The organism is Blastococcus sp. SYSU D01042, assembly GCF_054050515.1.
In genome coordinates this window covers 132,086-144,640 of the sequence record NZ_JBJGZM010000003.1, presented here as the reverse complement: position 1 = coordinate 144,640, position 12,555 = coordinate 132,086, and the positions used below count along the sequence as shown (strand labels likewise).

General features: G+C 75.9%; 12 protein-coding genes. 4 read left to right on the top strand and 8 right to left on the bottom strand.

Going from position 1 to position 12,555, the window contains the following annotated elements; translation table 11 throughout:
- Positions 1-2: 2 nt before the first annotated feature.
- Entirely contained in the window at positions 3-899 is an 897-nt protein-coding gene (locus tag ACI79H_RS07305) for an ABC transporter substrate-binding protein (RefSeq protein WP_456553715.1), read from the bottom strand.
- A 96-nt stretch (positions 900-995) separates the two neighbouring features.
- On the opposite strand from ACI79H_RS07305, the gene ACI79H_RS07300 reads away from it, so the two are divergent.
- The 4 genes from ACI79H_RS07300 to ACI79H_RS07285 are packed head-to-tail and all read left to right on the top strand — an operon-like array spanning position 996 to position 5,028.
- Positions 996-2,711 (top strand): phosphatase PAP2 family protein, encoded by a 1,716-nt coding sequence (locus ACI79H_RS07300; RefSeq protein WP_456553714.1) that lies wholly within the window; start codon positions 996-998, stop codon positions 2,709-2,711.
- The gene (locus tag ACI79H_RS07295; protein WP_456553713.1) at positions 2,708-3,307 is read left to right on the top strand and encodes a hypothetical protein; all 600 of its coding nucleotides are present in this window, start codon (positions 2,708-2,710) and stop codon (positions 3,305-3,307) included. Before ACI79H_RS07300 ends, ACI79H_RS07295 begins: the two co-directional genes overlap by 4 nt.
- Positions 3,304-4,374: a lysylphosphatidylglycerol synthase transmembrane domain-containing protein gene (locus ACI79H_RS07290; protein WP_456553712.1), complete on the top strand. Its 1,071-nt coding sequence runs from the start codon at positions 3,304-3,306 to the stop codon at positions 4,372-4,374. Before ACI79H_RS07295 ends, ACI79H_RS07290 begins: the two co-directional genes overlap by 4 nt.
- Before the next feature lie 6 nt (positions 4,375-4,380).
- Complete coding sequence (locus ACI79H_RS07285; protein WP_456553711.1) at positions 4,381-5,028, top strand: phosphatase PAP2 family protein; 648 nt, start codon at positions 4,381-4,383, stop codon at positions 5,026-5,028.
- Positions 5,029-5,037: 9 nt separating this feature from the next.
- Here ACI79H_RS07285 and ACI79H_RS07280 read toward each other — a convergent pair whose 3' ends face one another.
- The 7 genes from ACI79H_RS07280 to ACI79H_RS07250 all read right to left on the bottom strand — a co-directional run bounded on the left by ACI79H_RS07280 (position 5,038) and on the right by ACI79H_RS07250 (position 12,545).
- Entirely contained in the window at positions 5,038-5,646 is a 609-nt protein-coding gene (locus ACI79H_RS07280) for a hypothetical protein (RefSeq protein ID WP_456553710.1), read from the bottom strand.
- A gap of 328 nt (positions 5,647-5,974) precedes the next feature.
- Positions 5,975-8,629 (bottom strand): putative bifunctional diguanylate cyclase/phosphodiesterase, encoded by a 2,655-nt coding sequence (locus ACI79H_RS07275; RefSeq protein WP_456553709.1) that lies wholly within the window; start codon positions 8,627-8,629, stop codon positions 5,975-5,977.
- A gap of 206 nt (positions 8,630-8,835) precedes the next feature.
- Entirely contained in the window at positions 8,836-10,074 is a 1,239-nt protein-coding gene (locus ACI79H_RS07270; protein ID WP_456553708.1) for an NAD(P)/FAD-dependent oxidoreductase, read from the bottom strand.
- Positions 10,071-10,871, bottom strand: coding sequence for a hypothetical protein (locus ACI79H_RS07265; RefSeq protein ID WP_456553707.1), 801 nt, complete (start codon positions 10,869-10,871; stop codon positions 10,071-10,073). The genes ACI79H_RS07270 and ACI79H_RS07265 overlap by 4 nt, the downstream gene beginning before the upstream one ends.
- On the bottom strand, positions 10,868-11,809 hold the full coding sequence (locus ACI79H_RS07260) for an ABC transporter ATP-binding protein (protein WP_456553706.1): 942 nt from the start codon (positions 11,807-11,809) through the stop codon (positions 10,868-10,870). The genes ACI79H_RS07265 and ACI79H_RS07260 overlap by 4 nt, the downstream gene beginning before the upstream one ends.
- Positions 11,806-12,051 (bottom strand): helix-turn-helix domain-containing protein, encoded by a 246-nt coding sequence (locus ACI79H_RS07255; RefSeq protein ID WP_456553705.1) that lies wholly within the window; start codon positions 12,049-12,051, stop codon positions 11,806-11,808. Before ACI79H_RS07255 ends, ACI79H_RS07260 begins: the two co-directional genes overlap by 4 nt.
- Positions 12,051-12,545, bottom strand: coding sequence for a DUF2975 domain-containing protein (locus tag ACI79H_RS07250; RefSeq protein WP_456553704.1), 495 nt, complete (start codon positions 12,543-12,545; stop codon positions 12,051-12,053). Before ACI79H_RS07250 ends, ACI79H_RS07255 begins: the two co-directional genes overlap by 1 nt.
- Between the last annotated feature and the right edge of the window lie 10 nt (positions 12,546-12,555).

The following is a 12,555-nucleotide window of genomic DNA, read 5'->3' as shown; positions in this document are numbered from 1 at the left end:
GGTCAGTCGCGCTCGTCCCACCAGTCGGCGGCGGCGTCGGCGGGCGAGATCCCGTCCAGCTCGACGGCGCGGTTGAGCTGGATCAGGTCCTCGGTCGTCAGCCGGGCGCTGGCGTCCTCGAGCGCCCGGCGCAGGGGCTCGCCCCACCGCTCCGCCACGTCCGCCCGCACCATCGGCACGACGTTCTCCCGCGGCTGCAGGGCACGGTCGTCGGCGAGCAGCAGCACGGGGGCGACGGCGAGGCGGGCGTCGGTGGTCTCCAGCATGCCGACGTCCACCTGCCCGGAGAGCAGCGCCTCGAGGGTGGCCGCCCGCGTGGGCATGGCGAGCACGTCGCCGAAGCGCATGCCGTAGACCTGCTCCAGCCCCAGCAGGCAGAACGGCCGGTCGGGGCACTCCGGCGGGCCGCCGAACACCAGCTCGGGGGTGAGCGGCACGAGGTCGGACAGCGTGCGGATGCCGTGCTCGGCGGCGAACGCCCGCGTGACGACGAAGCCGTTCTGGTCCTCGGCGCTCGACGGCGGGAGGACGTCGACCCCGCGCCCGCCCATCGTCCGGGTCAGGACCGCGTGCATCGCCTCGGGCGCCTCCGGCGGGCGGGGGAACTGCGGCCGGGCGAAGGCCAGCGCCGTCCCCAGGTAGTCGACGACGACGTCGACCACGCCCTGCTGCAGCGCCGGGGAGACGACCTCGCGGGTGCCGATGCCGTGCTGCACCGACACCAGGACCCCCCGCCGGCGGGCGGCCTCGGCGTAGACCTCGACCAGGATCTGGTTCTCCGGGAAGTCGTAGGACGCGAACCGAACGCTCGACGGCGGTCCGGTGCCCGCGTCGGGCTCCCCGCCGCACGCGGGCAGCAGGAGCAGCAGGACGGCGAGGACCGCCCACCGTGCGCGCACCGCATCACCTCCCGCCCCGGCGGAACCCCACCGTAGAACGGCCGCGGGACGAAAGGGGATGGTCGCGGCGCCGCCCGCAGGGCACCATCCCCAGGCATGGCGTCCGTGCCGCAGGCGCTGCCCAGCGCCGGCACGGCGGGGCCGGCCGTCCGACCGTCCCCGCCGGCCATCGCGCGCGTCCGCCGCCGGCGCCGTCCCTCGGGCGAGCCGCCCGCCCTGCCGCGCCAGCTGCGGACGTCGGGCAAGTGGTGGCTCGGGCTGAGCGGGGCGGTCGTGGTCGCCTGGGCGGTCGTCGTCGTCACCGGCACCATCCGCTACTTCGACGTCGCCGACACCCGGGTGCTCCAGGCCTTCGCGGAGCTGCGATCGCCGGTCGGCATCGACATCGCCGAGGTGGCCGGCCTGCTGGCCACCGAGCGGGCCCTCCACGTCATGTGGCTGGCCAACCTGGTGCTGCTCGTGGCGTTCCGGCGCTGGCGGCACCTGTTCGTCTGGTTCGGCGTCGTCCTCGTCGTCGTGAACGTCGCCGCGGTGACGGCGACGACGCTGCAGCGGCCGCGACCGTTCGAGGTGGAGATCGTCGGTCCGTGGTCCGGCTTCTCCATGCCGTCCCTGCCCATGACGGTGCTCGCCGCGTTCCTCGTCAGCACCGTGTACGCGCTGGTGCCGCCCGGCACCAAGCGGACCGTCGGCAAGTGGGTGGTCTGCGGGCTGCTCGTGATCACCGCGCTCTCCCGCATGTACCTCGCCCAGGACCACCCCTCGGGCATCGTCGCCGGCGTGGTGCTCGGCGTCGCCGCGCCGCTGGCCGCGTTCCGGCTGCTCACGCCGAACTCCGTGTACCCGGTGCGCTACAGCCGGGGGCGGCCGGCGCACCTGGACGTCTCCGGCGAACGCGGCGATGCGATCGTCCGGGCCCTGCAGGACCAGCTCGGCCTGCTCGCCACCGACGTGCAGCCCTTCGCCCTGGCCGGCTCGGGCGGCTCGACGCCGCTGCGGATCACGGTCAAGGCGCACCCGTCGTCGGGCGACGAGGAGAGCTGCGTGTTCGGCAAGCTCTACGCGATCACCCACGTGCGCTCGGACCGCTGGTACAAGCTGGGCCGCACGCTGCTCTACGGCCGGCTGGAGGACGAGAAGCCGTTCCACAGCGTCCGTCGGCTGGTGCAGTACGAGGACTACATCCTGCGGCTGTTCTGGGAGGCCTCGCTGCCGGTGCCGCACCCCCTGGGCATCGTGGAGATCACCCCGGAGCGCGAGTACCTGCTGGTCACCGAGTTCATCTCCGGCGCGGTGGAGGTCGGCGAGGCCGAGATCGACGACCGGATCATCGACCAGGGGCTGGCCGCGGTGCGCCGGATGTGGGACATCGGCATGGCCCACCGCGACATCAAGCCGGCCAACCTGCTCGTGCGCGACGGCGATCTGTTCCTGATCGACTCCGCCTTCGCCGAGGTGCGGCCCAGCCCGTGGCGGCAGGCGGTCGACCTGGCCAACATGATGCTGGTCATGGCGCTGCGCACGGACGCGGCGCAGGTGTACGCGCGCGCCCGCCGGCAGTTCTCCGACGAGGAGATCGCCGAGGCCTTCGCGGCCACGCGCGGCCTGACGATGCCCAGCCAGCTGCGGCGGATGCTGCGCCAGCAGGGGCGGGACCTGCACGCCGACTTCCTCCGGCTGCTGCCCTTCCAGCTGCCCCCGGTGCACATCCAGCGGTGGACCTGGCGCCGCTTCGGGCTGACCGTGGTCACCGTCGCGATGGCGTGCGTCGCCGCCGTCGTCACCGTCGGCCTGCTCGGGTCGCCGCTGTGAGGCGCCGTCGGCGCTCGCTCCTCGCGCTCCTCCTCCCCGCGCTCCTGGCCCCGCTGCTGGTCGCCGGCTGCGTGCGCCCGGTCGTGCTGGACTCCGAGGTCGTGGCCTGCCGTGAGGGGGACGAGGGCACGCCGGCCAACGGGGTCGTCCTGCTCGCGCAGTCGGTGCCGACGGCGACCTGGGTGCCGTGCCTCGAGGTCATCCCGCTGGGCTGGGACGTCTCCGGCCTCGAGGTCACGCAGGAGGACGCCCGCTTCTGGCTGGACTCCAACCGCGACGGGGTGCGCGCGGTCGAGATCCGCCTCGACGAGTCCTGCGACACCAACGGCGCCACGCTCATCCCCAGCGACCGGGAGGCGATGCAGCGCTGGGAGCGGGTCACCCAGGTGACGCCGGAGTACGTCGGCACGCGCTACTACGTCTTCGAGGGCGGCTGCATCAGCGTGCTGTTCCGGCTGAGCGGGGAGAACCGCGCCGAGCCGCTCGGCTTCGCCACCTCCGGTCTGGGCGCCGTCCCGCGGGACGCCGTGCGCGCCGCCGTCGAGGAGCAGACCGACGGCCGGCTGGAGCTCGATCCCCCGGACGGCGACCGGTGAACGTGCGGGGCCGGCTGCGCGGCCGGCAGGTCCTCGGCGGCGCGCTGTCCGTGGCGCTGGTCGTGGGGGTCTTCGCCTGGTTCCTGCCCCAGTTCACCAGCCTGGCCGACGTCTGGACGCCGGTGCGCGACATGACCTGGCTCGAGGTGACCGTCCTGGCACTGGCGGCCGCCTGGAACCTGGCCACCTACCAGTTCGTCATGGTCGCGACGACGCCCGGGCTGAAGCTGCGCCAGGCCCTGGTCTCCACCCAGACGACGACGGCGGTGTCCAACACGGTGGTCGGCGGCGCGGCGATCTCCCTGGGCCTGACCTACGCCATGAACTCCTCGTGGGGCTTCTCCCGCTCGCGGACGTCGGTGGCGCTGCTGGTCTCGGGCCTGTGGAACAACTTCGCCAAGCTGGCGCTGCCGGTGCTGGCGCTCGCCCTGCTGGCGCTGAGCGCTCCGCCGACGGCCGGCCGGGTGACCGCGGGGCTGCTCGGGCTGGCCGCCCTGGTCGTCGCCGTCGTCCTGCTGGGCGCGCTGCTGCGCAGCCGCGAGGGCGCCGAGCGCATCGGCACCGGCGCCGCCCGGGTCGCCTCGGCGCTGCGCCGGCCCTTCGGCCGCGGCCCGGTGACCGGCTGGGAGCGGGCCACGACGAAGTTCCGCGACCGGACGGCGCTGCTGCTGCGGGCGCGGTGGCACTGGATCACCCTCGCCACGCTGGTCAGCCACCTCTCGCTGTTCCTCGTCCTGCTGCTGGCGCTGCGCTTCGTCGGGGTCGACGGTGACCAGGTCAGCGTGGTGGAGGCGCTGGCGGTCTTCGCCTTCGCGCGGCTGCTCACCGCCGTCCCGTTCACGCCGGGCGGGCTCGGGGTGATCGAGCTCGCGCTGATCACCGGCCTGTCCGCGGCGGGCGGGCCGCGGGCGCTGGTGGCCGCCGCGGTGCTGGTCTTCCGGGCGCTGACCTACGTGCTCCCCATCCCGGCGGGGTTGGGCTGCTACGTCTACTGGCGGCGCAACCGGTCGTGGCGGCGCGAGCCGGGCACCGCCCCCCGCACCGCCCTGGTGCCGGAGTCGGTGTAGCGCCCGGTGCTCGTCGACGCACGCCGGGGGCTGGTGGCCAGCGCCTGCCTGCTGACCGCCGCCGTCGTCCTCACCCTGCTCGTCGTCGTGCCGGCCACCCGCCCCGCCGTGCAGGCCGTCGACGACACGGTCTGGCGCTGGGCAGGCGACGTGCAGAACGGTCCGGCCACGGCCGTCGCCGAGGTGATGTCGGTGCTCGGCAGCGCCTACGTCAACTGGCCGCTGCGGATCGCGGCGCTGCTGCTCATCGCCTGGCGGCGGCACTGGCTGCGGCTGGCCGCCTTCGCCCTCGCCGTCCTCACCAGCGAGCTGTTCATCGGACCGCTCAAGGCCGCCGTCGACCGGGCGCGCCCGCCCGGCGCGCTGATCGAGACGACCGCCGCCTCCTTCCCCTCCGGGCACGCCATCGCCGGCACCGTCACCGCGGTCGGCCTGGTGCTGGTGCTCGCCCCGCCCGGCCCCCGGCGCTGGCGCTGGGAGGTGCGCGCGGTGGTGTTCGGCGCCGTGATGGCGCTGTCCCGGGTGTACCTCCGCGCGCACTGGCTCTCCGACACCGTCGCCGGGGCGCTGATCGGCGCCGGTCTGGCGCTGGGCTGGCCGGCGCTGCTCATGGCCGTCCGGGAGCGGGTCGGTCAGCTGCCCCCGGTGCGGTGAGCCGGCCGGTCAGACCTCCCGGCGGACGACGACCGCCCCGCCCCACGCCTCGGGCGAGAGGCCGCGGACGGCGAGCACCTCGGCCAGCGCCCGGTTCATCGCCTGCTGCACCGCGGAGTCGGCCGCGGCACCGTGCACCTGGTCGACGCTCACCCGGTCGTGCTGGCGCCAGGCGACGACGATGCCGTCGAGGTCGGGCGTCGGGGTCAGGCAGGCGCCGCCCAGCGGGCCGTCCGCACCGGTGGCGTCGTGCAGCGGCAGCCCCGCCTCGGCCAGCGCCGCGGTGACCTCGACCACCAGCGTGGTCAGCGGGTCCTCCTCCGCCAGCAGCGGGCACCAGTCGTCGGGCAGCCGGTCGAGCTGGGCGGTCAGGTGGTCCAGCCACGCCCACTCCTGCGGCGAGGGACGACGCCGCAGCGAGCCGTCGGCCACGCGCACGCCGTACGCGGGGCGCGCGTCGGCGCCGTCGGCCAGGGCCGCGGCCGACCAGCCCGCCTCGGCCCGGTCGGGGAAGGGGCCGGCGACCACCGGCCCGGGGGCGTCCTCGCGGCCGGCGACGAGCCACCACGCCTCGACGCCGGTGTCCGCGACGACACCGCTGCCCGGGATACCACCCATGACACTCACTGCTGACCATCCATGTCGCTCACCGCTGCCCGTCCATCCATGGCGGGCCCGCCCCAGGGGAAGGAGGGCGGGCACCGCGCCGCCGGTGGGCGACGCGATGGAGGAAAGGTAGGTGCCGCCGACGCCGTCCGGGCGCCGCGCCGACGCACTCGGGACGCCGCGTGTCCGGATCGTTGCCGAGGCCCCTGGACGAGCCGGTGGCCCGTCCCCCGGGGCGGCCACATGTCGACAGGAACGCGCCGTCGCGAGCGTGCCCGGGCCGGTGGACGGCGTGGTCACCGCGGGAGCGCGCCGTCGTCGCGGCGTGTCCCCCGCGGGCTCAGCGGGTGCCGGCCACCGCCGGCCGGCGCAGCAGCGCGCCGGCCTGCTCGGCGTCCAGGGGGCGGTGGAACAGGAAGCCCTGCGCGCGGTCGCAGCCCTGCGCCCGGAGCCGTGCCAGCTGCTCGGGCTCCTCGACGCCCTCGGCGACGACGGTCAGCCCGAAGGTGTGGGCCGCCCGGATCATCAGCGCCACGAGCTCGCGGTGCGCGGGCTCCGCCGACGCCACGAAGCTGCGGTCGACCTTGAGCGTGTCCACGGGCATGTGCCGCAGCTGCCCGATCGAGGTGTAGCCGGTGCCGAAGTCGTCGATGGCGATGCCGACGCCCAGGGCCCGCAGCTCGGCCAGGTGCTCGTGGGCGAGCGGCGCGTCGACGAGCACCGTCTCGGTGACCTCCAGGACGAGCAGGTGGGCGGGCAGGCCGGAGGTCCGCAGCGCGTCGGCGACGTCGGTGACCACCCGCGGGTCGACGAGGTGCCGCCCGGAGATGTTGACCGCCATCGTCGGGTCCAGCTCCCCCGGCGCGGCCGGGGACTCGGCGCGCCACCTCGCCAGCTGGGCGGTCGCGGCCTGCAGCATCCAGCGGTCCACCTCGCCGATCAGGCGCGAGCCCTCGGCCACGGCGATGAACTGGTCCGGCGGGACCAGGCCCTGCCCCGGCCGCTCCCAGCGGATGAGCGCCTCGTAGCCGGTGAGCCGCTCGGTCGCGACGTCGACGACCGGCTGGTAGGCCACCTGCATCTCGCCGCCGGCCAGGCCGGAGGCGATGGCGGCCTCGAGCTCGGCGCGCTGGCTGAGCTGGAGGCGGAGCGTCTCGTCGAACACCTCGACCCGGCCCCGGCCGCGGGCCTTGGCGCGGTAGGCGGCGGTGTCGGCCTCGGCGAACAGCGCGTCGGCGTCGGTGCTGCCGTCCCGGCCCACCGCCACGCCGACGCTGGCGCCGACCCGGACGCGGGCGCGCTGCACGGCGATCGGCTCGCCGACGGCGTCGATGAGGCGGGAGGCGAGCTCGACCAGGTCGTGCTCGCTGCGCACGGGCTCGACGAGGACGACGAACTCGTCCCCGCCCAGCCGGCAGACGACGTCGCCGGGGCGCACCGCGGCGACGAGCCGGTGGGCGACCTCGCGCAGCACCTGGTCGCCGGCGGCGTGCCCGTGCCCGTCGTTGACCGCCTTGAAGCCGTCGAGGTCGACGAAGAGCAGGCCGGTCATCTCTCCGGAGCGACGGCCGCGGTGCAGTGCCGCCGTCACCAGGCTGACCGCCTGGGCGCGGTTCGGGAGCTCGGTGAGCGCGTCGTGGGTGGCCTGGTGGGCGAGGGCGAACTGCAGCTCCTCGCGCTGGCGGACCGAGTGCACGATCTCCTTGACCGAGGCGTGCACCACCTCGCCCAGGGGGCCGGGGAGCGGCTGGTCGAGCAGGGCGTTGTCCAGGTCGCCGCGGGCCACGGCCTGGGCCTGGTCCTGGATGCGCCGCAGGCCGGCGACGGCGGTGGCCAGCGCCGCCGACACGGTGCGGACCTCGCGCGGGCCGGCGACCTCGACCTCCACCAGCGAGCCGCGGCTGATCTGCTGCGCCTGGCCGGCGAGCAGGCGCAGGGCGCGGGCGACGCTGCGTCCGAGGACGAGGGCACCCACCACGGAGCCGACGAGCAGGCAGGCTCCGACGAGGACGACGCCCCGGAGCGCGTTCCCGGCGTGCTCGCGGTCGGCGGCCACCAGCACCTGGGCCTCGTCGACGGCGGTCGCGACCAGGTCGGCGAGCACGACGCCGCGCTCCTGGCTGGCGAGCATCAGCGCCACCATGTCCCCGAGCGAGGGCACCGCGCCGGGGTCGAGCAGGCCCTGGGCGAGCCGTCGGTCGACCTCGGCCACGGCGGCGGAGGCTCGGACCTCCTCCCAGGCCGCGACCAGCCCGGGCTGCGACAGGCCCGCCATCTGCCGCTGGGCGTCGCTGTAGTCCAGCCAGGACGTCTCCCAGGCGGTGCGCGAGCCCACGATGCTGTCGCCGATGGAGATGAACATCGACCCCAGGTACAGCGGCATCTGCCGGCTGGCGATGTGCGCGAGCTGCGCGGCGGTCTGCACGTCGCGGATGGCGCGCAGCGTCGCAGCGGGCACGCCCTCGGCGGTGGCGGCCGCGGCCGCCTCCTCCTGCGCGGTCATGAGGTCGGTGGAGATGGCGAGGAAGCGCAGGTAGACGTCCTGGATGTCCAGTTCGCGCCCGAGGGAGGACGTGCGCAGCTCGGCCAGCTCGGCGGTGGCGCGCTGCGCCGCCTCCGTCCCGATCGAGCCGTCGGGGACGGCGGCCAGCGCGTCGTCGGTCCGCCGGGCGGCGTCCGCGGCGTCGGCGGCCGCGGCGGAGCGCTGCATGGCGACGAGGTTCTCGGGGACGCCGAGCGCGGCGGCCAGCGCCGGGTCGCCGACGACCTTGAGCGAGAGGACCGGGACGAGCTCCTGCTCCGCGCCGCTGCGGGCGGCGTCGAGGAAGGACAGGACGCGCATGGCCTCCTCGGCACGGGTGGCGCTCGTGACCTGGTCCGCGCGCGTCTGCGCCGCGGCCGTCGCGAGCACGGCGACGCCGATCACGGGCAGCAGCACGAGAGCGGTCAGGTACCGCCACAGCGGCGCGCCGCGCCGACGGCGGTGCCGCGTCACCCGGGGAAGTCGCACGAGCCCGTATCGGCACGTCGAGCGGGTGCTCTTGAGGGCGTCCCCCACCCCGTCGGGGGGAGTCGCACGCCCTGCGCTGCCAGCCTGCTCCCAGCCGGGGCCCGGGGAACTGTCAGACCCCTGCCCGATGCTCGGGGCATCCCGCAGCACGGAGGAGACCTGTGATCGACATGCCCGCCCGCCCCGACCGCTCAGGCGCCGCCCGCCCGGCCGCGCCCGGCCCGCGCCTGCCCGGCCGGCTGCGCATCCGCCGCGAGCTCGTCGTCCCGCCGGCCCCGGGCTGCGCCCGGGACTGAGCGCCCTGCCTCGGGGGGTGTCGGGAAGGACCGGTCCCCGAACAGGATGCGGCGGGCGGCCGCTCGCCCCGGCGGCGTGCGCAGCAGGCCGAAGGCGGCCGCAGCGGTCGCGGGCGTGCGCACCCCGGCCAGCCCCCGGCGCAGCAGAACCCGGCCACGGAAGCTGCGCCGCAGCCCGGCTCCGTCGTAGCGCGCCAGGGCGTCGGGCGTCCCGCTCCGCAGGGCCTCGTCCAGGACCGCGGCGGCGTGCTCGGACAACCGCAGGCACGGGTCGAGACCGCCGGCGGTGAGGGGCGACACCGCCCCTGCCGCGTCCCCGACGAGCAGCCCGTCCGGGCAGCTGATCCGGCGCAGCAGGCCTCCGACGGGGATCGGTCCCCCGCGCCGCTCGACCTCGTGGGGCCGGCCGGTGCCCGCGAGCCCCGGCGCGGTGGCGCCGAACCGTCGCAGCGCCCCGACCAGACCGTCGGGGAAGCGGTCGGCGTAGCCCGCCACCCCCACGTGCGCGTGCCGCCCGTCGTTGACCACCCAGGCCAGGTAGCCGGGCGCGATCGAGGGGTCCAGGACGCAGTGGAACGCCGCGGGCTCCCCCGTGCACGGCACCGGGAACACCTCCTCCGCGCCCACCAGCAGCTGCCGGTTGCGGTCCAGCGCGAGGTCCCGGGCCACCCGGGAGCGCGCTCCGTCGGCACCGACGAGGAACCGCGCCCGCACGCGGACCGGGCCGCCCGGCCCCTCCAGCAGGGCCGTGCTCAGCCCGCGCCCGGTGTACCGGGTGCCCAGCGCGATGCGCACCCCCGCCTCGGCCGCCGCGCGCACCGCGGCCAGGTGGAGCGGGCCCATGTCCCCCACCCGGTACTCGTCGCGCGCGCTGTCCAGCGTCAGCGGCCGACCCGGGCCGGGCGGGTACAGGACCACCCGCCGGATGGGCGGCCCGAGGTGCTCGGCCGGCAGCGGGAAGTCGTCGAGCGTCCTGCGCACGAAGATGCCGGTGGTGCGGATCGCCGTCGTCAGGTCGGTGCGCCGGTCGACGAGCAGCACCTCGCGCCCGCGCCGGGCCAGCAGGGTGGCGGTGTGCAGCCCGGCGAGCCCGGCACCGACGACCAGCACGTCGACCTGCTCGGCGCGGCTCACCGGTTCGCGTCGTCCCGCAGGAGCCGGAGCACGCCCAGGAGCAGGACGCCGCCGGCCCAGACGAGCAGCGTCGTCACCGACGACGCCTGGGTCATGCGGGGGACCTCGCCGAGGAGCAGGAATGCCGCCCCGGAGCCGGGCAGCACCCGGGCCACCTCGCCGGTCCACGCGTAGCCGAACTGCGGCAGCAGGACCGGGAGCACGAGCACCAGGAGGAAGACCGCGACGAGACCGCCGGCCGTGTTGCGCAGCAGCAGGCCGAGCCCGACGGCCAGGGTCGCCCCGGTGGCGACGACGAAGGCGACGGTGCCGAGCGCGTCGACGCCCCCGTCCAGCGGCAGGGTCAGCGCCGGCCGGGCCGCCAGGTAGGCGGCGACCGCGGAGGAGAGCGCCAGGACCAGGCCGATCGCGGTGGCGGTCCCCACCGCCACCAGCGTGCGGGCCGCCGCCAGCACACCGCGTCGCGGCGTCCACTGCAGGGTGGGCACGATCCCTCCGGTGGCGTGGTCGGCGGTGACCGCCGTCAGGGCGAGCGCCAGGAGGGCGAACTGGGCCGGCATGGCCGTGAGGGTCGAGGCCGCCCACGCGGCGTCCCGGCCGCCGTCCGGATCGGCCTCCGAGCCGGCGACGGCGCCGATGCCCAGCATGACGACGGCCGCCGCGGCGGCGAACCACCAGGTGGTCCGCACCGACCACAGCCGGGCCCACTCGGCGGCGCAGGTCCGGGCGAGGACCCGGCTCGTCGGGACGTCCTGCCCGGTGCGGCGCGCGGCCGGCGCCGTGGTCGTGGCCGTCATCGTGTCGTCCCCGTGGTCGTGGTGGCCGCGGCCGGGCCACCGCCCGTGTACTGGACGCTGTCACCGGTGAGCGCCAGGTAGGCGTCCTCCAGCGACTGCGCCGTCTCGGACAGGTGGTGGAGGGGGATCGCCGCGGCGGCGGCCGCCTCCCCCACGACGTGCTCCGTGGTGCCGCGGACCTGCAGCTCGTCGGGCGCCACGCGTTCGGCGGCCAGCCCGGCCCCGTGCAGGCGGGCGAGCAGCTCGTCGGCCCGCGGCGTCCGGACGCGCACCCGGCCACCGCCCAGTCCGCGCAGGATGTCCGCCGTCGTCGCGTCGGCGATGAGCCGGCCGCGCCCGATGACGAGCAGCCGGTCGGCGATCTGCTGCATCTCGGTCAGCAGGTGGCTGGAGACGAGGACCGTGCGCCCCTCGTCGGCCAGCCGGCGCAGCAGCCCGCGGATCCAGCGGACGCCGTCGAGGTCCAGGCCGTTGACCGGCTCGTCGAAGAGCAGCACCCGGGGGTCGCCGAGCAGGGCGGCCGCGATGCCGAGCCGCTGGCGCATGCCGAGGGAGTAGCCCTTGATCCGGCGTCTCGCGACGCTGCTGAGGCCGACCAGCTCGAGGACCTCCTCGACCCGGCGGTCCGGCAGCCCGTTCGTGCGCGCGGCGACCCGGAGGTGGCCGCGCCCCGTCCGGCCCGGGTGCAGCGCCCCGGGGTCGAGCAGCGCCCCCACCTCGCGCAGGGGTTCGGCGTAGCCGGGAAACGGCCGGCCGTGGACGAGCGCGTGCCCGGCGGTGGGCCGGTCCAGGCCGAGGATCATCCGCATCGTCGTCGACTTGCCCGCCCCGTTAGGGCCGAGGAAGCCCGTGACGGTTCCCGGGGCGACGTCGAAGTCCAGGCCGTCGACAGCGACGGTGGCGCCGTAGCGCTTCGTCAGACCGCGGACCTCGATCACCGCTGGGCCGTCGCTTCGGGCTGCGCCGCGACCTCGCCGTCCGGTACCCACTCGAGCAGGTCGCCGGGCTGGCACTCCAGCACGCGGCACATGGCCTCCAGCGTGCTGAACCGGACGGCCTTGGCCCGGCCGTTCTTGAGGACGGCGACGTTGGCGGGCGTGAGCCCCACCCGCTCGGCGAACTCGCCGACGCTCATCTTGCGGCGGGCGAGCTCGACGTCGATGCGCACGACGATCGGCATCAGATGACCGCTTCGAGGTCGGTGCGCAGGGCGGTCGCCTGCCGCAGCAGGGCGCGCATCACCACGATGAGCAGGCCGAGCACGGCGCCGACGAGCAGCAGGAGCAGCAGCAGTGCCGGGAGCGCCGCGCCGTCGCTGACCTCGTCGACGACGAAGTAGTACGAGCAGACGAACGTGGCGAGCAGCATCAGCCAGCCGACGACGACGGCCCGCACGATCCCGTCCACCCAGCGGAGCGCGCCCGCGCTGAAGATCCGGTCGTCGGTGACCAGCGTGAGCAGCTGCCAGGTGCAGACCACGACCGCCTGGACGCAGGCCAGCCCGAGGACCGCGACCACGAACATCGTCCCGCGCACGGACGACCGCTCCAGCGTCGGGTCGGCGAGGTCCGGCAGCATCGCCGGGACGCCCCACACCTGGGCGGCGAGCAGGCCCAGGACGGCGATGGCGAGCAGGACCCGCAGGGGCAGAACCACGCGGCGCAAGTGCGTCATGCGATCGACT

Excerpts from the sequence above, each read along its gene's own strand:
- ACI79H_RS07300 (WP_456553714.1), top strand. The coding sequence starts at position 996 with ATGGCGTCCGTGCCGCAGGCGCTGCCCAGCGCCGGCACGGCGGGGCCG.
- ACI79H_RS07280 (WP_456553710.1), bottom strand. The coding sequence starts at position 5,646 with ATGGGTGGTATCCCGGGCAGCGGTGTCGTCGCGGACACCGGCGTCGAG.
- ACI79H_RS07265 (WP_456553707.1), bottom strand. The coding sequence starts at position 10,871 with ATGACGGCCACGACCACGGCGCCGGCCGCGCGCCGCACCGGGCAGGAC.
- ACI79H_RS07255 (WP_456553705.1), bottom strand. The coding sequence starts at position 12,051 with ATGCCGATCGTCGTGCGCATCGACGTCGAGCTCGCCCGCCGCAAGATG.
- ACI79H_RS07250 (WP_456553704.1), bottom strand. The coding sequence starts at position 12,545 with ATGACGCACTTGCGCCGCGTGGTTCTGCCCCTGCGGGTCCTGCTCGCC.